Origin of the sequence: Kribbella sp. NPDC058693, from assembly GCF_042715335.1 — a bacterium.
Taxonomy (GTDB): domain Bacteria; phylum Actinomycetota; class Actinomycetes; order Propionibacteriales; family Kribbellaceae; genus Kribbella; species Kribbella jiaozuonensis.
Window position 1 is genome coordinate 1,472,593 of the sequence record NZ_JBHXSQ010000003.1, and the last position, 22,856, is coordinate 1,495,448.

The following is a 22,856-nucleotide window of genomic DNA, read 5'->3' on the forward strand; positions in this document are numbered from 1 at the left end:
GGTTTTTTGTTGGGGGGCTGGTTTTTTTTTAAAACCCACCCAACCCGGCCTTTTTCGGCCCCCCCGGGCGGCCCCGTTACTCCCCGGGGCCCGGCCCGACGGCTGTTTCAGCGGGCTGCCTGCTCGATGACGCGGGCGACAGTGCTCGAGTGCGACAGGGCGACCAGGTGCGATGCGCCCGGCACCTCCACGACCGTGGCGTGCGCGCGCTGGGCCATGAAGCGCTCCGCGGCCGGTGCGATCGCGTGGTCAGCGGTGGGGATCACGGCGTACTTCGGGAGTCCGGCCGGCGCGGTCGTCAGGACCTTCTCGTCGAACGCCGCCGCGTTGATCGGACGCTGCGAGGCACCGAGTACTGCGGCCTGTCGCGCGGGCAGGTCGGCGGAGAACACCTGGTGGAACGCCTCCGGCTTCACCAGCAGGTCCACACCGCCCGGGTAGGCGATCGTGCTCGTCGTGTCCGGCCCGAGCTCACTGCCCGGGTACTGCGCGTTCAGCGCTCCGATCGTCTCACCGGCCTGCGGGATGAACGCGGCGACGTACACCAGCGACTTCACGCCACTCGTCCCCGCCAGCTCGCTGACCAGCGCACCGCCGTACGAGTGCCCGACGAGCACCTTCGGGCCGGGGATCGTGTTCAGCACGCCCTGCAGGTACGTCGTGTCCGACGCGATCCCACGCAGCGGTACTGCGGGGGCGACGACGGTGTAGCCGTCCCGCTGGAGCCGGCCGGCCACCTCGGACCAGCTCGCCGCATCGGCGAACGCACCGTGCAGCAGAACGATGGTCGGCTTGGGCTTGTGCTCGGTCTGAGCGCTCGCGGTGGTGATGCCGGTGACGGTGATGACCGCCGCTGCGGCGACTGCGATCAGGTGACGGAGTCTCATGTCGATGTTCCCTTCGTGGTTGCTTGCCACAAAGGAAACCGCTGAACCCCGACCTGCCGGATCGAGCGAACAGGTGAACCTGTCAGCGCCGGATCACGTGTTCGGCGCCGCCGGTGCACCCGAATCTCATGCGTTCGGGGGAGGGCCGAACCGCTCCAGCACCAGACGGGTCAGCTGGACCCGCGACTTGACCCCCAGCTTGCCGAACACGGCCCGCAGATGCGTCCCGACCGTGCTGGCCGACAGGACCAGCTCCTCGGCAGCGGACCGGTTGGTGTGCCCCTCGGCCACGAGCAGTGCGACCCGGCGTTCCATCGGGGTGAGCGCCTCCCACCCCTCCTGCGCTCTCGGCGGTACTGCGGCCCATCGTCGTCGCCGTACTCCGGCCGCCTGCAGCACCGCCTGGATCCGCCCGGCCGGCGCGGTCGCGCCCAGAGCGGTCAGACTGTCCAGCGCCCGCTCCAGCGCCGGGACACCGGTCTGGCGATCGCCGGCCGCCAGAGCAGCTCGGCCCAGGCGTTCCTCGGCCAGGGCGAGCAGCAGGGGTCGGTTCGCAGTACGTACCACTTCAACAGCCTCCAGCAATTCAGTGACATCGTTGCCCGCAGCCACGACCGCGAGTGCCCCGCGGCTTGCTGCGGACGGACTGAGCCGTGCCAGTTCATCGGCGGCATCGGCCTGCAGTAGAAAACTGATCCGGTCGGGGAAGTCCGGCCGCGTGACGGCCAGCCGACCGACGGCCTTCGCATCGCCGTCCGCAATCGCCAGCAAGGTGGTGATGGTCGGATCGCTACCGGCGAGCTTCCTGGCGTGGGTCAGGTGACCGCGGGCCAGTGCGATGAGCGCAAGCACCTGGTCCGCCGCGGGAGCCAGCGTCCGGTCGTGCAACTGGTCCATCCAGCGCAGGCCCGAGGTGGCAGCGCTCTCTGCTTCCTGCAGGTTGCCGGCCGCGTACTCAAGCCGCGCGCGCAACACAGCCAGCTGCGGAGCCGACCAGGAGTCACCTGCGGTCATCAGCTCACGCACTCGCTCCAGGGCGGCCGGCAGCTCATCAGCCTCGGCGCGGCAGTACAGCTCACCGACCTCGACCAGAGCGTCGGGCAAACTCCCCAGCCCGGTCTCCGCTTGCCGCGCAGCGACGTACAGGTCGCGGGCGTCGGCGTACCTGCCCTCAGCGCGGGCCTGCTCGGCCGCAGCCACCTGCAGGATCGCCTGCGCCACAGGGTCGTCCGATGTTCCGGGGACGTCTGCTCCAGCCAGCACACGGTAGGCCGCCAGTCGCGGGTCGCTGGGGCTGAGCTCCTGCACGTCGAGACGTTGATTCCCCCACTGGTACGGCGCCAGATGCAGCCGGACCGTCGTCACCAGCTCAGGCGTGATCGGTCCGAGGTACAGCGCCGTACCGCTGAGCAGGTCGTCGGCGAACGCCTTCGCCCGGTCGTACTGGCGTGCAGTGAGCAGGATGCTCACCACCTCGACCCCGACCTCAGCACGCAGCGGATCGTCCACGCGCGTCAGCTCGAACGCATCCTGGATGATCTCCGCGGCTGTGGTCGCCATAGTGGCCAGCAGGTCACGCGCAGCCTCGCGCAGCGTCTCCACCGCAGCTATGTCACCGGACTGCGCGACCGCGAGCACATGCGGCGCCGCAGCAGCCGCACCGCGTCCCGCGGACATGAGCTGGTTTGCAATCGCGCCATGCAGCGCCCGCTGAGCAGATGGCGGTACGTCGGCCAGCGCGGCAGACCGCAGCAGCTCGTGGCGGAACCGCAGTACCGAACCGGCGTCGGTCAGCAGACCGGCCTGGATCGCCTCCTCCAACGGCGCTGCCAGCCGGGCGACCGGCGCAGCCATCAGTACGGCGACGTCCTCGAGGCGGAACTCGCTGCCGAAGACCGCAGCGGTCCGCACGAGCTCACGACTCGATTCGGACAGACCGTTGGTACGACGGCGTACCCCTTCGACCAGGCCGGTGGGAAGCGGACCGGCGGCGTTCTCGTCGCTCAGGTATAGGCCGGCGACCAGTTGCTCGGCCAGGAATGGGATGCCCTGCACACCGGCGAGCTGGACGGCGAGAGCGGGGTCGACCGGGTGATTCAACCGGTCCGCGGCGAGGTCCTGGATCGCGTCCGCGGTGAGGGGCTCGAGCGAGAGGTGATGGACCGGGATCTGGTCGCCGACCGCATCGATCAGCTGGTCGATCAGGTCGCCGGGGCGGCTGGCGAGGAGCCATAGCAGGTTGGCGGCCGAGAGGCGGGCGATGGCGACCCGCAGTACGAAGGCAGTGAGTGGATCGGACCACTGGGCGTCGTCCAGCACGATCAGCGTCCGGGTGCCGGCCAGGCGGCGGCCTATGAGGTCAGCGAGGCGTTCGGCCAGCCAGAGCGGCTGGGTGTTGAGCGACGCCAGTTCCAGGAAGTCCTGGGTAGCGATCAGCGGCTCCGGTCCAGCGCGCAGAGCGGGTGCGAGAGAGGCGAGCGGGCTGATGTTGTCGTTCTGGTGCGCAGCCGCACTGGTGACCAGGAAGCCCTGCCGCTCGGCCTGCTCGACCGCGGCCGCGAGCAGTGCCGACTTGCCGATCCCCGGTTCACCAGTGACGACGGCGAGCGATGCGCGACCGTTGCCGGCCGAGCGCAGCGCGTCGAGGAGCTCTCCGAGCTCCCGGGACCGTCCCCGCAGCGGCGCCACCGTGGATCAACCGCACCGACGAACGGCGAGGAGGGCGTAGGTACGGGCGGCGTGCAGTACGTCGGCCAGCACCACGTGCTCGTCGGCGGCGTGGGCGTAGCGGACATCGCCAGGTCCGTACTGCAGCGTCGGGATGCCCGCGGCGGCGTACAGCCGGAGATCCGAGCCATAAGGCGCGCCCCGGACCTCTGGAGCCGGCCTGCCGCTGTCGATCACGGTCTGCACGGTATCGGTGAGCAGTGGGTCACCGTCAGGCAGGACCCCCGATGCGAACGCACCGCCCGGCCAGGTCACCTTGACCGGGTGATCGCGCAGCCATTCGTCGTCGATTCCGGCGACGGCGTCCTCGAAAACCTTGCGCGCTTCGTCGAGCGGTTCGCCGAGGCGTACGCCGTACCTGCCCTGGGCGATCAGGTGGTCGGGAACGGTGCTCGCCCAGTCGCCGGCGGAGATCGTGCCGACGGACAACGGGTTGGCGAGGTCGAGGTGGGTGAGTAGCGGATGCGGGTCCTGGTTGCGCTTGGCCTCAAGCTCCTGCAGGGCGTTCTGGACTACGGTGAACTTCTCGATCGCGCTCACGCCACGACTGCGCGTCGAGCCGTGCGTGGCTAGTCCAGGGACCTCCAGCCGGAACGTCAGCGAGCCGGCGTTCGCGGGGATCACGGCCCCGGCGGTGGGCTCCGCGATCAGGCACGCCTCGCCGCGATGACCGCGGCGCAGGGTCGCGAACGCGCCGAGCCCGCCGTCCTCCTCGCCGATCACCGTGTGCACCGCCAGCGGCTTGCGCAAACGGATGCCGGAGGCAACAATCGCCGCCACCGCGCCGAGGATCGCCGCGACGCCGCCTTTCATGTCACAGGTCCCGCGGCCCCACATCACGCCGTCCTCGATCCGCGCGTCGAACGCGTCACCAGGCACGACATCCACGTGCCCGTTGAAGATCAGCCCCGGCGTCCCGTCCCCACCGAGTAAGCCGACACAGCCCCAGGCCTCGTCCCGCTCGACCTCCATGCCCGGGAACTCCGGGTCAGAGGTCAACGCCTCGAGATCCAACCGCCAGTGGTCAACAGACGCCCCGAGCGCGCCCAGCCGCTCAGCACACCACGCCTGTACGACGCTCTCGGACGCGGTCCCGTCGACACTGGGAATCTGCACCAGGTCACGCAGGTCCGCGATGATCCGCTCGTCGTCGATCGCGGCCAGCACGGCCCGCTCGGCCTCACTCGTCATGCGCACATCATGCATCGAGCAGGTCGAGCACCCTTCGAGCGCCGTACTCGATCAGCTCGGCCGACCCGACGCGGTCATGGACGAACTCGGCGATGCTCACGTACGCCGCCCCGGCGCACAACGCGACCGTCGCCCGTCCGCCGGCCCGCAGAGCTGCCTCGACGAACAGCTCATCCACCCCGGGTGCGGCACCGTCCCGCGCCGCCGAGGTCGCCAGCGAGATCAGGTCGTACGCCCGGGAACCGGCGCCCGCCGCCTCGATGTCGACGATCCCGGTCACGCGCCCGTCCTGGACGATGAGGTTGCCGAGATTCAGATCGCCGTGCACGAAGTCGTCGTCGGGCAGCACCGCGTCCCGGTACGGCCGGCACAGGAGTTCGTAGCGCCGGAGCAGGTCCCCGCCGTACTTGCTGACGCGTTCCCACACGCCGTCCCAGCCCTCCAGGACCACGCCGCGCGACCACGCCGACCAGCTGATCCCGGGCTCCGGCACCAGACCGCGCTGCAACTCGCAGATAGCGATCAGCTCCCGGGCGAGCGACTCGTCGACCACTGAGTAGTCGCGCACCGGCGTACCGGACACGAACTCCTGCAGCTGGTACGGCGACCCAGCGGCCGTCGTACCCACGGTCAGCCAGGCAGGTGTCGGATAACCGACCGCACGGGCGCGGCGGACCAGCTCATCCGCCCGCCGTACCCGTGTTGCCCATCCCGGGTCGTCGGTCCACTTGAGGACGACACCGCCGGTGAGCTCGAACGCACCCGACTGGAACCCACCGGTCAGTTGCCGCACGAGCCGATAATCGGTGCCCAGGGCAACGTTCAGCTCGGCGACAACCGACTCGGTGGTGTCCATCAGGGCGTGAGGCGGTGCAGGTCGCGGGGGAACAGCGTGACCTCGCGGATGTTCTCGGCACCCGTCAGCCGCGCGACGAACCGCTCGAGCCCGATCGCGAACCCGCCGTGCGGCGGCATCCCGTGCTTGAACGCCTGCAGATACGAGCTGTACGCCGGTGCCTCCGCCGACTCGCCACGGGCCTCGAGAGCCGCGACGTAGTCGGAGTACCGGTGCAGACGCTGGCCACCCGTGACCAGCTCCATCCCGCGGAACAGCAGGTCGAACGAGTTCGACCACCGCGGGTCCGACGGCTGCGGATGTGTGTAGAACGGCCGCTTCACCATCGGGTAGCCCTCGACCGCGACGAACTCGCTGCCGTGCTCCCGCCGCGCCCACTCGCCGATCGCGCGCTCGTCGGCCGGCGCCAGGTCCGGCTCGTCCGGGTCCGCACCGGCGATCTTCAACGCCTCGCTGAAGTGCAGAACCGGTACCTCGACCGGGATCTCCGGCAGCTCGACCTGGAGCCGCTCCAACGCGCCGCCGGCCCGTTCGCCTACCGCAGCGAGCATTCCGGCAACCGCCGAGCGCAGCATCACCAGCACGTCGCGGTGGTCGGTGATGAAGCCGAACTCCGCGTCCAGCGACACGTACTCCGCCAGGTGCCGGACCGTGTCGTGCGGCTCGGCCCGGAACACCGGACCGACCTCGAAGACCCGCTCGAACACCCCGACCATCTGCTGCTTGTAGAACTGCGGCGACTGCGCCAGGTACGCCGGTCCGCCGAAGTAGTCCAACGCGAAGACGTTCGCCCCGGACTCCGTCGCCGTACCGACGATCTTCGGCGTCTGGATCTCCGTGAAGTCCTGACTGCTCAAGGCCTCGCGGAACCCGTGCATGGCAGCCGCGGCGATCTCCCAACCGGCCCGGACCACCGGGTGCCGGAGAGCGACCGGTGCGTTGTCCAGTACGACGGGAAGCCCCGCGCCGACGGTCGGACGCCACAGCTCGATCGGCGGCGTGGCAGCCGGTTCGGTCAACGGCTCGATCACCGGGTCGACGATCTCCGCGCCGCCGGGAGCCTGCGGGTTGGCGGCGACCGTACCGGTCACCTGAACGACAGTCTCCTCACCCAGCTCGTCCAGCAATTGGGCCTGTGAGCCCTTCACGACGATCTGGGCCAGGCCGGACCGGTCGCGCAGGATCAGGAAACTGACGGCGGCGAGCCGTCGTCTTCGGTGCACCCAGCCGGCCACCGTGACGGTCTGGCCTACTGCTGAGGGGATCTCATGACTGAGAATGCGCATTGCTGTTTCACCTCCAGGTCTGTTCTCGAACCCCGGAGGTGTGGGCGAAGGGGAATCTCGCGGTGCCACCACACCTTCACCGGACCCGACGGGCCCGGCCTCTTGCACAGCAGTCGCTCGGGAGTGTCTTCGCCACCGCTCCACGTATCGCCTTCACAGCTACCGGCGACTCTCTCGAACGTGGTGTACGGCGCTACTCGGTTCCGTCAGCGCGAACAGTTCCAGGATAGGGGACCCGGCAACCCCATTGTGAAACCGGCACCGCTCACCGCCGGCTGGACGTCGGCGGGATCTGGACGCTGTCGGTGTCCTCGCGACCGCCGACCCGGGCGTGGACGGTGAGCGCGTTGTTCGACCCGGTGCCGGGCAGCCACGCGTTCCACTCCGAGTTGAGTGGCTTGGTGTAGTTGTTCGTCCAGCAGGTCGCCCGCCGGATGTCACTGGTCCGGTCGCAGGTCCAGCCCTTGGCCCACGGCGGCAGGAAGACCAGGTTGCGGCCCCAGGAGATGTCCAGGGTCACCTTCCGCCCGCTGGCGCCGTTGACCTGCAGGAACCGGTTGTAGACGAACGGGTTCGGGTCGGTCTGCGGCGTCGGCGTGAGGATCTGCAGCAGCGACTCGTCCTGCTGGACGGCCGGCAGCACTTCGGAATCGGTGTCGCTGACCAGGTCGGCCGTCGCGGCCACCGTGAACGTCCGGGCCGCGTTCGACGAGTCATCCGGTACGTCGAAGTTCGCCGGCAGCGAGGCGGGACGGTCGGGGTTGCTCGCCGTACATGTCTTGGTGGACGACGAGCACTTCCAGCCGGCCGGGTTCGCGGCGATCGGCCACTCGAGCTCGGAGCCGTAGCTGAGCTTGAGCGTCACCTTGGACCGGTCGGTGCGCGGGGCAACGGTGATGATCCGGTGGTGGACGTCCGGGTCGGCCTTGCCGTCGAGGATCTTCAGCAGGTTCTCGTCGGTGCTCGGCTGGGCTGCCACGGTCGCCGAGTCGTCGTCGTACAGCCGGCCGGTCTTGGCCGAGACGGTGAACGTGCGATCCGCGGCCGTGCCGCCGGTCGGGCCGGTGAAGGTCACCGGCAGGGCCGACGGTGCGGCCGGGTTGCTCGCCGTACACGTGCCGGCTGATGCGTTGCAGGTCCAGCCTGGCGGGTTACCGGTCAGCGGCCAGTCCAGCTCGGCGCCGTACTTGAGCCCGATCACCACCGGGTTCGCGTTGGCGGCCGGAGTCTTGATCGTGATCACGAACCGGATCCCGCTGGCGGCGCTTGCGGTTGTCTCCCGGTTGGCCGGGCTACCGCCGCCGCTCGGCATGCTGATCGTCACCAGGGCCTCGTCCAGCACCGGGGTGGTCGGAGTCGGCGTCGTTGGTGTCGGAGTGGGCGTCGTCGGGACCGGAGTGGTCGCGGTCGGGGTCGGCGTGGCACTCGGCTGCGTCGGAGCTGTGGTCGGCGCGGTCGTGGGTGCAGTGGTCGGTGCCGTCGTCGGGTTGGACGCCGATGGCTGGGTCGACGGCGGTTTCACCGAGGGCGGCACGACCGGCGGGACCGTCGGCTTCTGGCCGGGCGGCTGGGTCGGCTGCTGGGTCGGCGGCTTCTCGATCGCTGCCTGTGGCTTGTCGTTGCCGGTCAGCGCCATGGCCGCGAGTACGGCGGCGATCGCGACGACCACGACCGCGCCGGCGCCTACCGCAGTACGCGTGCTGTTCTCGGTGGCCTTCTTCCAACCCGTGACGACGAAGCCGACCAGTCCGACCTTCGCGCCGGACGCGGCGGCCAGGTAGCCGAGGCCCGCGGTGCCCAGCAGGGCTGGGGCGAGCAGCGCCGGCAGAGCGCTGTTGACCTCGACGAGCTCGAGGTACACCGCGGTGCACTTCGCGCAGTCGTCCAGGTGCTCGCGGACGTTCCGGTTCTCGCGCTTGGTCAGACCGCCGCGGACGTAGGCGCCGAGCCGCTCGGTCGTCCAACGGCAACGGTCGCCGGCGACATCGGCGAGGTGCTGCTGCAGGTACGCCTGGCGCAGACCCTCGCGGGCCCGGTAGGCCAGCGCGGACACGCCGTTCGCGGTCAGGCCGAGCAGGGGAGCGATCGCGGCCGGCTTCTCGCCCTCGACCTCGGTGTGCCAGAGCACGGCCTGCCAGCGCTCGGGCAGGCTGGCGAACGCCTTCGCCGCCGCACCGCTCTCGAAGCCGGTGACGGTCGGGTCGTCGAACGTCTCCGGCTCCCGCTCGTACGACGCGATGTCGTCGGTGGACTGCACCTTCTTGCCGGAGCGGATGCGGTCGACGTGCACCCGCCGTACCGTCGTCAGCAGGTAGGCGCGGAAGGAGATGTCCGGGCCGCCGCCGGCCCGGAGCGCGTCCAGCACCTTGGCGAACGCGTCACTGGCCAGGTCGTCGGCGTCGTTGGCCGGCACGAGCTGGCGTGCCATCCGCTCGGCGGCGTGGTGGTGCCGCGCGTAGAGCTCGCCGTACGCCTCGAGGTCACCGTTGCGGACGCGCGCGATCAGTTCGGCGTCGCCGGCAACATCCGGCTGCCCTGGCGGCGTGTCCATCGATCTCCCCGTGGGTCTGACTGTCAGTGCAGCAACGTGACGGTCCGTCACTTAGTTGCCGGAGACAAGGCTCCCACGTGAGACGGATTCGCGCACCCTTCCTGACGCGGAATGGTGCTCCTTCTCTGACGAGATCGCCAGCACAGAAGTTACGCGAAAAAACTTCTGGGAATCCGCGTCATGAACCGCGTCACGGTCTGTCTCTTCGGCGTACGACGCTTCCGGCCGACCGGTCGGGAGACTGACGGGGCTGTTTCGAGGAGGGCCATGTCGCTGTTCGCGGATCTCCGCAGACGGTTCGACCTGCGTCCGGCCAAGTCCCTGAACCTGGCGGGGTCGCCCGCCCGGACCCGGCCGGAAGCGTCGTCCATCACAAGCTCGGGGGAGCAACCGTGCGGTGGGAGGGATCCGCACGGCACAGCTGGTACCGACCACAGCGCCTATCTCGCGATCGCCGAGGCGCTACAGGACGGTGCCGATGTCGTGCCTGCATCCGACGAGGTCGGTCGCCAACTGGCGACCGACGGAGTCTCGCTGGTGGAGGCACTTGATGGGCTGAGTGCGTTGTACCGCTCGATCGCCGGGGGCGAGCCGGCCTTCGAAGCGGTACGCGCACTCAGTTCCAGCTGGGCCGAGGCATCCCTCGTCTACCTGCACTCGCTGTCCTGCGAGGACCCGCTGACCGGGCTGTCCAGCCTGGCGCATCTGCGGTCCCGGCTGGGAGAGCTCTACCGAGAGGCGGAGTTCCGTGGAACTTCCGTACCGCAAACCCATGCACTGGTGGTTGTCGAACCGCTCAATCCCGCGGGTACGTCGCCGTTCGACCGCGAGCTCCGCCTCGTCGACGTCGCGGAATGCCTGCGGATCGTCTTCTGCGGCGGTGACGTACTGGGTCGCGTCGGCTCACGCCGCGCGGCGGCGCTCGTCGGCCGCGAGCCGAACCTGCCGGAGCAGGTCGCGACGGTACGAGCCCTGATCACGCAGTGGCGGCTGGACACCGACGTACCCCAGCTCGCCCGGATCTGGATCGAAGGTCTGCCCGGCACCGACGAGATGGCCGGGAGGTTGCTCGACGAGCTCGCCAGACCGTGAGACCTGCGTCCGGGCGCCAACAGGGGGGCGACCGGGCGCATCAGTCCGACGGTGGATCGCCTAACACGGGGTGGGCGATCCACCGTCGCTCATGCACGTACTAATGCCGCTCTCGGCGTACTGCGGCAGCCCCCGCGTGCTACGCAGCCGCCTCTCGTCGCTGCGCTCCTCGGCGCGACTGCTCCACACGCTCCCACCCACCCCCGGCTCATCGCCGTGCATCCTTTCCGGCTATCGCCGGACCTGCCGGCTATCGCCGGACCTGCCGGCTGCCGCCGGCGGTCTGCTCGCTGTCGCTCGCAGGTGACTACCAGGTGGGCGTGCTCTGTTGCGCGGACTGGTCTGCGGGCTGCTGGGTCCACTCCCGCCAGCTCGTTGCCCTGGGCGACCACTCGGCGGGCTGCCCCGTGTGTGGAGCGGCCCGTCGAGTGGTGTGGGGTTACGCCGAGCGTTGACCCTCGGGCACCGCATTGGCGGGTGTTGGGATGGTGTCTGGTTCGGTGTGGATGTAGCGGGGGCCGCGGAAGACCGAGGCGGCCGCGCCTACCAACGACATGCCGATGGCGACCGCGAACACGATGACCAGACCATGGTGGAACGGGCCTGAGATCAGCTGCGGGAAGAACTGTTTGCTCGTCAGCGTGCCCAGGTCGGCGCCCTTGATGGCTGATTGGGGGACGGCGTTCAGGGCCGTGCCGATCGGGTTGTAGCCGAGGAACGCGGCGAACAGACTGCCTACGGGTGGTTGGTTGCCGATGCCGGCGGCAACGGCTTGAGGCACGCCGTGGGCTCGTAGGCCGTCGGTCAGGACCTGGGGGAGCGTCTGCGCCAGCCCGGCGATCATCATCGTGAAGAAGACGCCGATCGACAGGGACGTACCCGAGTTGAGGAACGTTCCGCTCATACCCGCCGCCGCACCCCGGCGGTTGGCCGGGACGCTGCTCATGATCGCGCTCGTGTTCGGCGCCGAGAACAAACCGGAGCCAACACCGTTCAGGACCAGCAGGCCAGCGAACGCCCAATAGCTGAAGTCCGTCGGCAGGACCATGAAGCCGGCGAAGCTCAACGTGACCAACAGGAGTCCACCGGTCGCGAGGCTACGAGCCCCGAGGCGATCGGAGAAGTAGCCGGACAGCGGCCCCGCGACCAGGAACGCCACAGTCAGCGGCAACAGATAGATGCCGGCCCACAACGGCGTACTCGAGAAGCTGTAGCCGTGCAACGGCAGCCAGATGCCCTGCAGCCAGATGATCAGCATGAACTGCAGGCCGCCGCGGCTGATCGACGACAGCAGGCCGGCGAGGTTCCCGGCGGAGAACGCCTGGATCCGGAACAGCGACATGTCGAACATCGGGTCCGTGATGCGCGACTCGACCACGCCGAACACGACCAGCAGTACGACGCCGCCGATCAGGCCTGACAGCACCCACGGATTGGTCCAGCCCATCGTGTGCCCGCCGTACGGCTGGATCCCGTACGTGATCGCGATCAGCAGCGCCGTCAGCCCGACCCCGAACAGCGCGTTGCCCCACCAGTCGATCCGGGCCGCGGACCTCGTGCTCGTCTCGCGCAAACTCCGGTACGACCAGACCGTGCCGAGCAGCCCGAACGGTACCGACACGAAGAAGACGAGCCGCCAGTCGACCGGCGCGAGCACGCCGCCGACGATCAGCCCGATGAACGAGCCGCCGATCGCGGCCACCTGGTTGATGCCGAGCGCGAAGCCGCGGCGATCGGCCGGGAACGCGTCGGTCAGGATCGCCGCCGAGTTCGCGAACAGCATCGCGGCGCCGACTCCTTGGACGACTCGCCACAGGATCAGCCAGAGCGCGCCGCCGCTCTGCGTCAGTGGATCGAACACCAGCGCCACCGAGCCCACCGTGAACACGGCGAACCCGAGGTTGTAGATCTTCACCCGGCCGTAGATGTCACCGAGCCGGCCCAGCGTCACGACGAGGACGGCGGTGACGACCAGGAAACCCATCAGCATCCAGAGCAGGTAGCTGACGTTGCCCGGCTGGAGCGGGTCGAGCTTGATACCGCGAAAGATGTCCGGCAGCGAGATGATCACGATCGACGAGTTCACTGTCGCCATCAGGACGCCGAGCGTCGTGTTGGACAGCGCCACCCATTTGTAGTGCGGATGGTCACCTTCGACCGCGAAGCGGCGTACGGACTTGTCGCCTGAAACCACGGGTCACTTCCCCACAGAGGTGATTGCTTAGCAATGCTAAGTATATCTCGTACCCGGAGGCGATCCTCCGGTGGGGCCCGTCGGGCTGCGATCAGGGGACGACAACGACGACCGGAGCGTCCTTGCGGCAGGTGAGGCGGTGGCCGAGCGAGCCGGTCAGGCGGTGCCAGCGCTTCGCCGACCGGCCGACCACGATCAGGTGGGCGTCGACCGTGCGGGCGATCTCGGTCAGCGTGCCGATGGCATCGCCGTACTCGCTGACGAAGCTGATCGGTACGCCGGCCTCGCCGGCTCGGCGTACTGCGTCGGCCTTGATCTCGTCGGCGAGCTCCTGGCGGCTGCTCGCGGCTGCTCCGTACGCGTAGGGCGCGGCGAGGATAGCGGTCGGTTCGGCGTACGGCATCACGTAGACCGCGACGAGGTGGCCGTGGGTGCGGACGGCTTCGCCGGCGGCCCAGGCGAACGCGTCCCAACTCGTGGCGGACCCGTCGATCCCGACCACGATGGCCGGCGTACCGGGGGCCTTCTCCTGACGGAGCTGGATGCGCCGTTCTTCGGCGTCGTAGTTCATCTGGTCACCTCTTCGGCAACGGGGTACGGCTGTCCTGACTTTCGCCGGCGAGCTCCATCAGGCGGAGGAGTGCGGGCAGGGCCGCAGTGAGCGTCTCGGTGTCCTGGTCGTCGAGCTTCTCGATCAGCTCGGTCAGCGCCGACGCACCCGCCGTACGCATCGCACGGAGCTGCCGGCTGCCGGCCTCGGTGACCGCGACCAGGACCACGCGGGCATCGCCGGGGTAGCGGCGACGCTCGGCGAGACCGAGGTCCGTCAACTGGGTCACCAGCGCCGTCATCGACGGCTGGGTGACCTCCTCGCTGACGGCCAGATCGGTCAGGCGGCGCGGGCCGGTGCGCTCCAGCGTCGACAACACGGAGACGGCGGTCAGGCTCAGGGTGCGGTCCCGGCGCCTGATCGCCACGGCGGCGAGGCCGAACAGAGCCTCGCCCACGGCGTCGTTGCCTGTGGTCATGCGACAAGTATAGGCACGTCTATATAGATCTGGTGATGAAACGCGGGTTTTTGTCTGCGGGGGTCATTAGGCTGCTGGTATGTGCGGTAGATACGCGTCCGGCCGGGCCCCGTCCGATCTCGTCGAGGAGTTCGAGATCGAGGCGGGCAACGTGCGTGAGTCCGTCGAGGAGCTGGGGGAGAACTACAACGTCGCGCCGACCAACCAGGTGGTCGCGGTGGTCGAGCGGAAGAACCGCGAGGTACCGGACGAGACGATCCGCAAGCTGACCACCGTCAAGTGGGGACTGGTGCCGTCCTGGGCCAAGGACACCTCGATCGGGAACCGGCTGATCAACGCCCGGATGGAGACCGTCGCGGAGAAGCCGGCCTTCAAGAAGGCGTTCCAGACCCGGCGCTGCATCCTGCCGGCCGACGGATACTACGAGTGGTACACGGCCGAGGAGAAGGTCAACGGCAAGCCGGTCAAGCAGCCGTACTTCATCCATCCGCCGGACGGCAGCATCCTCTCGATGGCCGGGCTGTACGAGATCTGGCGCGACAAATCCGTCGAGGACCCGGACTCCGACGACGCCTGGCTGTGGACCTGCACCGTCCTGACGACCTCCGCGACCGACGACCTCGGCCGGATCCACGACCGGATGCCGCTCCTGGTCGAGCGCGAGCGGTACGACGCGTGGCTCGACCCGCTGTCGTCCGATCCCGACGATCTGCTCGACCTGCTGGTCCCGGCGGCGCCCGGTCGACTCGAGGCGTACGCCGTCTCGAAAGCGGTCAGCTCGGTCAAGAACAACGGCCCGCACCTGCTCGATCCCTTGCCGCCGGACGGGGTGGATCCGATCGACAAACCGCCGACTCCTGAGGAGACGACGCTCTTCTGAGTTTCCTGTCCACCGAATCCTGTCGCTGATGACAGGATGGGGCGGGTGACCGACGAACGCATTGTGGGGACGCCGCACGGGGACGCCCGGATCGTCGCGTACCGCGCCCGCCGGCCGGTGGCGACGTTGGCCCTCGGTCATGGTGCCGGGGCCGGGATCGAGTCGGGTGACCTGGCCGCGCTGGCCGGCCGGCTGCCGAAGCAGGACATGAACGTGTTCCTGATCGAGCAGCCCTGGCGTCGCGCCGGCCGCAAACTCGCGCCCGCGCCGAAGGTGCTCGACGAGGCCTGGATCGCGATCATCGGACAGCTGCGGGTGCGTACGCCGCTGGTGATCGGCGGCCGCAGCGCCGGCGCCCGGGTGGCCTGCCGGACTGCGAGCAGCCTGGGGGCTTCCGGCGTACTCGCGATGTCGTTCCCGCTGCACGCGCCGGGGAAGCCGGAGAAGTCGCGGGTCGACGAGCTGGAGCAGGCCGGGTTGCCGACGCTGGTCGTGCAGGGGGAGCGGGATCCGTTCGGTACGCCGGAGGAGTTCCCGCCGATGACCGAGATGGCGGTCGTGCCGGACGCGGATCATTCGTTCAAGGTTCCGAAGCGGGCCGAGCTGGATCAGCAGGAGACGTACGACCTGCTGGTCGAGGCCGTGTTCGAGTGGGTCACCCGCGAGGTGTCCGGATAACGGTCGGCGCTGACGGCGTCCGCAGTACGGGAATGGCCCCGCGACCGGGCGTGTTGTGACGAACATGATGGCGACGAGAGTGGCTCCGGAGCGGAGTACCGGGAAGACACCGGTATTCTCGATCACGATGCCGACTCCCACCACGACCGAGACACCCGAGCAGCGCACCGCGCGGTTCGAACGCGAAGCGCTGCCGTTCCTGGACCAGATGTACGCCGCGGCGATGCGGATGACCCGTAATCCGTCGGACGCCGAGGACCTGGTTCAGGACACCTTCGCGAAGGCGTACAGCTCGTTCCACCAGTTCACGCCGGGGACCAACCTCAAGGCGTGGCTGTACCGGATCCTGACCAATACCTTCATCAACGGTTACCGGAAGCGGCAGCGTCAGCCGACGCAGTCGCCGACCGAGGAGATCGAGGACTGGCAGCTCACCGCTGCCGAGTCGCACACTCCCGGTGGGCTGAAGTCGGCCGAGGCGGTCGCGCTCGAGCACCTGCCCGATTCCGACATCAAGTCGGCCCTGCAGTCGATCCCGGAGGACTTCCGGCTCGCTGTCTACCTGGCCGATGTCGAGGGCTTTGCCTACAAGGAAATCGCCGAGATCATGGGCACGCCGGTCGGCACCGTCATGTCGCGGTTGCACCGCGGCCGGCGCCAGCTGCGTGATCTGCTGGGCGATTACGCGCGGGATCGCGGCCTGATCCCGGCGGACGACGAGAGTACGGACGCTTCCGCCCCGGACGTCAGCACCGACGCGACCGCGTCGGTGTCCAGCACCGGCGGAGATGCGGAGAAGGAGGAGTCGTGAGCTGCGGCGAGCACCACGACGTCGACTGCGGAGAGATCCTGCAGCGGGTCTACGTCTTCATCGACAACGAACTCGAGGACGCCAGTTCCGACGAGATCCGGCAGCACCTCGAAGAGTGCGCCCCCTGCCTGGACGAATACGACCTGGAACGCTGCGTCAAGAAACTGGTCCACCGCTCCTGCGGCTCCGACCACGCCCCCGACGCCCTCCGCCAAAAAATCCTCCTCCGCCTAACCCAAATCCAGGTAGAAACCACCATCACCACCACGGATTGACCTTGTCAGAGGGAATGGGCTGTGAAGGTGTAGGTGTACGGGCCATCGGCTTCCAGCTCCGCCAGAAGGTCTCGGGCATCGGCGGCCTGAACCGCTGAAGTTGCGTTCAGAATCGCAATGGCTTGGTGCAGATCGTCGATTGCCTCCCGCCGCTTGCCACTGGCGGCATCAATTCTGGCGAGTTCCAGGTACAGACGGCCTTCGCGAATTCGGTCTCGGCGGTGTCGTGCCAATTGCAGTCCGGCCCCGACATGAATGCGTGCCTGCTTGTAGTCGCCCAGGGATGCAGTGGCGAGTGCCAGCAGATGGTGTGCCTCTGACTGGGCGATCGGGTCACCGAGCTGACCAGAGATGCGCAGGCTCTCGGTGACGGTCAGTGCGGCGTCGTCGAACCGGCCTACCCGCAGATGAGAGAGCGCTGCGTTGATGTATCGCTTTGAGGCCGACCGGGTGTCGCCGGTCTGTTCGGCCAGCGCGATGGCGTCGGCGAACGCCTGATCCGCGCGGCCGTAGTCGCCACTGCGGTCGTAGAGTCCGCCGACGGCCGTGAGGGACACCCCCTCGAGCGTGGCGTCCTTGATCAATCGACTGAGCCGCAGGGCCTCCTCGCCGTACTCCAACGCTTCGTCGAGGCGGCCGAGCAGGCCGAGCAGGTAGGCGAGCGAGGAGCAGCATCGGGCCTCGCCAACGGAATCGCCGATCTCGCGGAACATCGCCAGCGCCGTGGTGATCTTGTCGACCGCCGTCGCGGCGTCGCCGTTCTCCACTTCAGGGATGGCGCTGTCGTGCTGGAGCCACGCGGTAGCCGCGTCGGGTTGGTGCTGCCGGGCGGCAGCGAGCGCGCCCTCACCGAGCTCGCCCATCTCGTTCCATCGGCGCCGGGCTTCGTGGTAACCGAACATCGCCAACGCAACTTCGGGAATGAGCGCAGATCCGGACAACGACGTTTGCGTCGCCTGTCTGAACCGATCCATCAGGTTGCGCTGCTCGTCGTCCAGCCAGCGCAGCGACTCTTCGCCGTTGCGGAACACCGGAATGTTGCCGTCGTGAATCGTGGCCAACGGCAACCGAGGGCTGCCCTGATGTGTGAATGCATGGCAGGCCCACGCGACCGCGATGTAGAACCGAAGGATCCTGGCGAGGGCTTCGTCGCGCTCGGCGGAGGTCAGCGTCTGCTCGGCGAGCTCGCGGGCGTAGGCCCGGATGAGATCGTGGAACCGGTAGCGCTCGGGTGCGACCGACTCGAGCAGACTGAGGTCGACGAGACGCTCGAGAATGGCGCCAGTACGGCGTTCCGGGAGGGCGAGCAGCCTGGCGGCGACCGCGGTCAACAGGTCGGTGCCGTCCGGAATGCTCAACAACGGAAGGGCTTGTGCGGCCTCACGGTCCAGGTCGCGGTCGCTGGTCTCGAGGAAATGCACAGAGCTGGCGATGCTGGCGCGCACGCCGGACTCGTCCGAGCCGAGACTGTCGAGCCGGCTTTCCTCGTCCTCGAGCAGGTCGACGAAATGCCGGATCGGCCAGGTCGGCCGCGTCGCCAGCCGGCCACCTATCAGCCGGATCGCCAACGGCAGTCGACCTGAGTACTTGGCGAGAGTCTCGGTCGCCTCCGGCTCGGCGGCGACACGGTCCTGGCCGATGACGCCGCTGATGAGCTCCACGGCCTCCGATTCCGACAACGCGTCGAGACGGATCTGCCGTGCACCCGGCAGGTTCACCAATGAGCCGCGGCTGGTGATGATCGCCGCCGCGCCCGCGCTGCCGGGAAGCAGCGGGAGGATCTGTGCGACGTCCGTGGCGTTGTCGAGCAGCAGGAGGACCCGTCGGCCGGCGAGCTGGGAACGCAGCAGTGCGGCGGCTTCGTCGACATCGTCGGGAATCGAATGCACAGCCAGTCCGACCGAACGCAACAGTTGCCGCTGCGCATCGGCTGTTGTCATCGACGCGCCTGGGCCGTAGCCGCGCAGATTGAGATAGAGATTTCCGTCGGGGTAACTGTCGGCCAACTTGTGCGCGGCTTGCACTGCCAGGGTGGTCTTACCGATTCCACCCATACCGGTGACGGTGACGATTCCCACTGCCGGGCCGCCGGCCCCTTCCGGGCTGCGGAGCACCGACAGGATCGCGTCGATCTGGGCTGCCCGGCCGGTGAAGTCCGGAGCCGCCGGGGGTAGTTGCCATGGCGTCGGAACGACTTCGGCCGCCGGGTCGGCGGTGGCCGGCGTCCGGGGAGCACCGCCCTTGCCGCGGGCAACGGCTAGGAACTGGTCTGCTTCGGCCGGTGTGAGGTCAAGCGCTTTGCTGAGTCCGCGGATGGTGTCGATGCGCGGGCGGCTGCGGGTGCCGCGCTCAAGGACGCTGATGGCCTGTTCGCTCAGGCCTGCCCGCTCCGCAAGGGCGGCCTGGGTCAGGCCGGCCCGGGTGCGGAAGGTGCGCAGCAGTTCGCTCAGCGTCGGCATCGCCGGCATGGACAGCGCAGCCACCTCCCTCACTCCTCGGATCCGCGGGGGATACGGTCAGTACCGGAAACCTCCGGAGCCAACTCTAAGCGGATCCGCCGACGGCCGGTCGCCGTTATCCACAGCGGTTCCGACCGCGGCCGGTCGGGGGAGGCCAAATACCCAACGATCGTTTGAAAGATCGCATTCAGTATGCGGGTGGAGACTCTCCGAATACGAGACCTCTTATAAAAGTGGTCTGCTGTAAAGCTGTGACCAAATCGCAAAGACCCCGGATTTCTCCGAGGTCCTCGCTGTCTGTAGCCGCCTGAGTTCAGGCGTTGGGGCGCTTGCCGTGGTTCGCGCCCTTCTTCTTGCGTGCGCGACGCTTGCGGCCGGTCTTACCCATTCCAAAGCCTCCTTGAAACAACTGCAAAGAGTCACAGTCTCTCATACCGCGCTCATCGGCTCCTGTCATGCGGCGAGTCACGGTCTGGCCTACAGTGTTTCGCGGCCTGCCTACTTAGGCAAAATAGTGAAGAGTCAGCGACTTGCTGTCTGCCCCCCTACGTCCCACCGATCACCGGGACGTAAGACCGCGACCCGCTGATCGGAGGTGACGTGTCGTGTTTGGTAGTGACGCCTGGGAGTGGTGAAGGTTAGAGTTCACGGGTGAACAGCCGCTGGCCGCTGCGCATGACGGTGGCGTTCAGCGCCGGTATCGCCGTCGTGGCTCTCGTTGTCGCGCTGTTTCATACCAGGCCTGACGCCGCCACAATAGCTTTGGGTCTGTTGTTGCTGCTGGGTGCCCTGCTGCGATCGAAGGTCGGTCCGGTGCGGGCGTCCTTGGACTACGTAGTAGGCATCGCACTCTTCTTGTTGTCCGGTCCGGCTGCCGCGGTGGTCGTGTCGGTGTTGTTGCCTCTTACCCAAGACCGCCGCCTTCCCCTGATGCGGCGAGTGTTCAACGGCGCGATGGCAGTCCTGTGTGCCAGCGCAGCCGGTCTTGTTTTCCTCCGTGTCGGTGGCGTACGCGGGGATGCCGTTTTGGACGCACCTGGACGTGCCCTGGTTGCGGCCACGGCGGCGATCATCACCTGGCTTGCTGTCAGCGCCTTGCTGATGTGCTTGGTGCTGTGGCTGGATCGCGGTTCGACCTCACCGCTCGACTTCCTCCGCCACGTTGCCGCCCCCACCGTGCTGCCGATGATGGGCTATGGCCTGCTCGGGGTACTGCTCGCGGTGGTATGGCTGGGCGGTCTCGGCATCGTCGCGGTGCTCCTGGTCGTCGTACCGCTGCTGGTCGCGCGCTGGACGCTGAGCCTCTACGAAGCGGAGCGCAACGCGCAGGCAGCGACGATGCGGGCCTTCATCCAGGTCATCGAGACCAAGGATCTCTATACCCGGGGCCACTCCGAGCGGGTCAGCGAGGGAGTCGGCATGCTGGGCCGGCAGCTGCGGCTGAGCGATGACCGTCAGCAGGCGCTGGAACACGCGGGCCTGCTCCACGACGTCGGCAAGGTCGGTGTGCCGACGAGCATCATCCAGAAGCCGGGCCGGCTCGAGGACTTCGAGATGGACGCGATCAGGCTCCACCCCGCGCGGGGTGTCGAGCTGATCGGAAACATCCCGTTCCTCGAGGAGGTCAAGTCCGCCGTACTGCACCATCACGAGAAGTACGACGGCACCGGGTACCCCGCCGGCCTGGCCGGCGTGAACATTCCGTACTTCGCGCGGATCATCGGGATCGTCGACGCGTTCGACTGCCTCACGTCGACCCGCTCGTACCGTCCGGCCCGTGGGGTGGACGAAACCCTGGAGATCCTCCTGCAGGACCGGTACACCCACTTCGATCCGCACCTGGTCGACGCCTTCGTCGAGGTGATCCGGAAGGACGGCTGGAAGGCTGCCGCGACCGAGCAACCGGCGCCGGACGGCAGCGTGGTGGTCGCGATCGACCACGACGATCTCAGTCTCGGCAGCGGTGGCGGCGCCTCGGGCTCGGCGGCAGGTCCGGACGCGTAGATGATCCTGAACGCGCCAGAAGGTACCGAGGTGCGGCGGCTCGGTAGCGGTGTCGTCGTGCTCGTCGCGGGTGCCGTCGTCGGAGTCATCGCGCTGGCCATGACCGTACGCCGGGGCGTCTCCGAATGGCCGTACGCCGTGACGTTCGGACTGCTGATCGCCATTGGCGAGATGGTTCAGTTCCGGGTCGATCGAAGCCGCAACCGGGCCCCGATCGCGACCAGTGCAGCGCTCGGCTACGTGCTGCTCCGTCCGCCGGAGGTCGCGATTCCGCCGGACGTGGCGCAGATCATCGCGGTGACCGGTCTGGCCACGCTGGCAGGAGTTCTGCCCCGGATCACCGCCGGCCTGCGGTGGGACATCGTGGTGTCCTCGCGGCGGGTGCTGTCGGTGGCGGCGGCCGCCGCGGTCTTCTCCGCGGTGGTGCCCGCCGACCTGTACTGGGACGGTTCGTGGATCTCGGCCATCGCGCTGACCGGTGCGATGCTGCTCGCCGTCCTCTCGGCGGTCGTGATCGACGCACTGGTCGGCGCAGGGCAGTCGACGGAGCGATACAACCAACCGTTCCCGGCAGCGTTGCGGGACGAGGCGTTGATCGCCGCGCGCATCGGGATGGCGATGGGCATCAGCGGCATCCTGCTGGCGATCGGCACCTCCTTGCTCGGCCTGTGGGGTCCGCCACTGGTTGTCGTGCCGCTCTTCCTGACGCAGGTCGCGTTCCGGCGGTTCGCATCGGCCCAGCGGACTTATCGGACGACTGTGCGTTCGATGGCTCGCAGTACCGAGATCGCGGGCTTCAGCAGCCCCGGCCAGAACGCGCGGACGGCGCAGCTTGCGGTGGCGCTGGGGCATGATCTGGGGTTGACGCCGGGGCGGATGGAGGCGTTGGAGTATGCGGCGCTGCTGTCGGGGGTGGGGCAGTTGGCGTTGGCGGATCCTAGTCCGGGTGGGGCTTCGTTGTTGCGGACTCGGGAGGAGCGGCAGCGGGCGGCGGAGATCGGGGCTTCGGTGATCGAGCGGTCGGGGGTGCTGGATCATGTGGCGGAGATCGTCAGGCACTCCAACGATCCGTACCGGCAGGGGCGGGCCAACAACGCGGATATCCCGGTGGAGAGCGGGATCGTGAATGTTGCGCTGGCCTACGAACAGTTGGTGGGGGAAGGGTCGGGGCAGTCGCCGGACAAGGCGATGGAGTCGATCGGGTTGGGGATCGGCGCGGAGTACGACCCGGTCGTGGTCGAGTCACTCAGGCGCGTGATCGGTCGCGGCTTCCGCTTCTGAGCAGGCCTCGGGTGACAGCCTGAGGAGCGCGGGAGTCCCGGCGCAGGGTTCCAGTTCGTCCCAGACCGGGGCGGTTGTCGCGGGCACTCGTCCGGAGGCGCCCATCCCGGCGTACAGCAGGAGGCCGGCGCCGGCGGCGATCAGTACGTCGCCCGGGCTGACGGCCTGGCCGAGCCCGGGAAGTGCCACGGGTACGACGTCCCCGAGCCAAGGCAAGCGGGTCGCGGCATCGGACAGCTCGTGCCGCGGATCGCTCACGACCCCGGACCCCACGCCGGCACGAGCGAGCGCTGCGAGCGACACCGGCATCGCTCCGTTCAACGCGACGACGAGCGCGTTGCTGAAGAAACCCAATGCCAGCAGGCCGACGCCGGGATGGCGCACGTTGAGCCGCAGGAAGACCGCGATGCACACCGCGGACCCGATCAGCCCGACCGGGTAGACCGTTCCGCCGAAGGCCGATCCGAGCAGTTGCCCGATCGCGGCCGCGGCCAGCCAATGCACTCCGGTCAACGTGTTGTTGGCCAGCCGTCCGAACCCGCCGCCGGTCGCGAGCGCCGCCCCGGCAGCGAGCACCATGACGAGGAGGACCAGCAGCACGTGTGCGATTCTGCCGAACCCGCGGCCCGAAACCGGGCAAGCTGACCCCGCAGCGT

The 22,856-nt window shown here is 68.4% G+C and carries 19 protein-coding genes; 7 read left to right on the forward strand and 12 right to left on the reverse strand.

Annotation, left to right across the window (positions count from 1 at the left end; all coding sequences use genetic code 11):
• Positions 1–107 precede the first annotated feature (107 nt).
• From ACFWUU_RS25310 to ACFWUU_RS25335, 6 genes are all read right to left on the reverse strand, one after another.
• Positions 108–887: an alpha/beta fold hydrolase gene (locus tag ACFWUU_RS25310; RefSeq protein WP_137258071.1), complete on the reverse strand. Its 780-nt coding sequence runs from the start codon at positions 885–887 to the stop codon at positions 108–110.
• 126 nt (positions 888–1,013) lie between these two features.
• Positions 1,014–3,575, reverse strand: a complete 2,562-nt coding sequence (locus ACFWUU_RS25315; RefSeq protein WP_380178778.1) for an ATP-binding protein — start codon at positions 3,573–3,575, stop codon at positions 1,014–1,016.
• 6 nt (positions 3,576–3,581) lie between these two features.
• Positions 3,582–4,805: an ArgE/DapE family deacylase gene (locus tag ACFWUU_RS25320; RefSeq protein ID WP_380178780.1), complete on the reverse strand. Its 1,224-nt coding sequence runs from the start codon at positions 4,803–4,805 to the stop codon at positions 3,582–3,584.
• Between the two features lie 7 nt (positions 4,806–4,812).
• Complete coding sequence (locus tag ACFWUU_RS25325; RefSeq protein WP_380178782.1) at positions 4,813–5,661, reverse strand: phosphotransferase family protein; 849 nt, start codon at positions 5,659–5,661, stop codon at positions 4,813–4,815.
• Positions 5,661–6,947 (reverse strand): aspartate--tRNA(Asn) ligase, encoded by a 1,287-nt coding sequence (aspS, locus tag ACFWUU_RS25330; RefSeq protein ID WP_380178784.1) that lies wholly within the window; start codon positions 6,945–6,947, stop codon positions 5,661–5,663. Before aspS ends, ACFWUU_RS25325 begins: the two co-directional genes overlap by 1 nt.
• A 265-nt stretch (positions 6,948–7,212) precedes the next feature.
• On the reverse strand, positions 7,213–9,498 hold the full coding sequence (locus ACFWUU_RS25335; protein WP_380178786.1) for a sigma-70 family RNA polymerase sigma factor: 2,286 nt from the start codon (positions 9,496–9,498) through the stop codon (positions 7,213–7,215).
• 267 nt (positions 9,499–9,765) lie between these two features.
• Between ACFWUU_RS25335 and ACFWUU_RS25340 the strand changes: the two genes are divergently transcribed.
• Complete coding sequence (locus ACFWUU_RS25340; protein WP_380178788.1) at positions 9,766–10,590, forward strand: hypothetical protein; 825 nt, start codon at positions 9,766–9,768, stop codon at positions 10,588–10,590.
• A gap of 439 nt (positions 10,591–11,029) precedes the next feature.
• Here ACFWUU_RS25340 and ACFWUU_RS25345 read toward each other — a convergent pair whose 3' ends face one another.
• The 3 genes from ACFWUU_RS25345 to ACFWUU_RS25355 all read right to left on the reverse strand — a co-directional run bounded on the left by ACFWUU_RS25345 (position 11,030) and on the right by ACFWUU_RS25355 (position 13,812).
• Entirely contained in the window at positions 11,030–12,784 is a 1,755-nt protein-coding gene (locus tag ACFWUU_RS25345; protein WP_380178790.1) for an MFS transporter, read from the reverse strand.
• 91 nt (positions 12,785–12,875) lie between these two features.
• Positions 12,876–13,355: a universal stress protein gene (locus tag ACFWUU_RS25350; RefSeq protein ID WP_130439642.1), complete on the reverse strand. Its 480-nt coding sequence runs from the start codon at positions 13,353–13,355 to the stop codon at positions 12,876–12,878.
• A 4-nt stretch (positions 13,356–13,359) separates the two neighbouring features.
• Complete coding sequence (locus ACFWUU_RS25355; RefSeq protein ID WP_233715070.1) at positions 13,360–13,812, reverse strand: MarR family winged helix-turn-helix transcriptional regulator; 453 nt, start codon at positions 13,810–13,812, stop codon at positions 13,360–13,362.
• A gap of 79 nt (positions 13,813–13,891) precedes the next feature.
• Between ACFWUU_RS25355 and ACFWUU_RS25360 the strand changes: the two genes are divergently transcribed.
• From ACFWUU_RS25360 to rsrA, 4 genes are all read left to right on the forward strand, one after another.
• Positions 13,892–14,692 (forward strand): SOS response-associated peptidase, encoded by an 801-nt coding sequence (locus tag ACFWUU_RS25360; RefSeq protein WP_380178792.1) that lies wholly within the window; start codon positions 13,892–13,894, stop codon positions 14,690–14,692.
• A 36-nt stretch (positions 14,693–14,728) separates the two neighbouring features.
• Positions 14,729–15,370, forward strand: coding sequence for an alpha/beta family hydrolase (locus ACFWUU_RS25365; RefSeq protein ID WP_380178794.1), 642 nt, complete (start codon positions 14,729–14,731; stop codon positions 15,368–15,370).
• Between the two features lie 127 nt (positions 15,371–15,497).
• Positions 15,498–16,181 (forward strand): sigma-70 family RNA polymerase sigma factor, encoded by a 684-nt coding sequence (locus ACFWUU_RS25370; RefSeq protein ID WP_380178796.1) that lies wholly within the window; start codon positions 15,498–15,500, stop codon positions 16,179–16,181.
• Positions 16,178–16,456: a mycothiol system anti-sigma-R factor gene (rsrA, locus tag ACFWUU_RS25375; RefSeq protein WP_130439634.1), complete on the forward strand. Its 279-nt coding sequence runs from the start codon at positions 16,178–16,180 to the stop codon at positions 16,454–16,456. Before ACFWUU_RS25370 ends, rsrA begins: the two co-directional genes overlap by 4 nt.
• 5 nt (positions 16,457–16,461) lie before the next feature.
• Here rsrA and ACFWUU_RS25380 read toward each other — a convergent pair whose 3' ends face one another.
• Together ACFWUU_RS25380 and ACFWUU_RS25385 are read right to left on the reverse strand one after the other, a co-directional pair.
• Positions 16,462–18,939, reverse strand: a complete 2,478-nt coding sequence (locus ACFWUU_RS25380) for an ATP-binding protein (protein WP_380178798.1) — start codon at positions 18,937–18,939, stop codon at positions 16,462–16,464.
• A 289-nt stretch (positions 18,940–19,228) separates the two neighbouring features.
• A complete protein-coding gene (locus ACFWUU_RS25385) occupies positions 19,229–19,303 on the reverse strand; it encodes a 50S ribosomal protein bL37 (protein ID WP_369759046.1) in 75 nt (24 codons plus the stop codon).
• 263 nt (positions 19,304–19,566) lie between these two features.
• Here ACFWUU_RS25385 and ACFWUU_RS25390 point away from each other — a divergent pair, with 263 nt between their 5' ends.
• A complete protein-coding gene (locus ACFWUU_RS25390; RefSeq protein WP_380178800.1) occupies positions 19,567–20,919 on the forward strand; it encodes an HD-GYP domain-containing protein in 1,353 nt (450 codons plus the stop codon).
• The gene (locus ACFWUU_RS25395; protein ID WP_380178802.1) at positions 20,920–22,200 is read left to right on the forward strand and encodes an HD-GYP domain-containing protein; all 1,281 of its coding nucleotides are present in this window, start codon (positions 20,920–20,922) and stop codon (positions 22,198–22,200) included.
• Here the strand turns inward: ACFWUU_RS25395 and ACFWUU_RS25400 are convergent.
• Positions 22,162–22,800, reverse strand: coding sequence for a DUF5317 domain-containing protein (locus ACFWUU_RS25400; protein ID WP_233715067.1), 639 nt, complete (start codon positions 22,798–22,800; stop codon positions 22,162–22,164). The genes ACFWUU_RS25395 and ACFWUU_RS25400 overlap by 39 nt on opposite strands.
• Between the last annotated feature and the right edge of the window lie 56 nt (positions 22,801–22,856).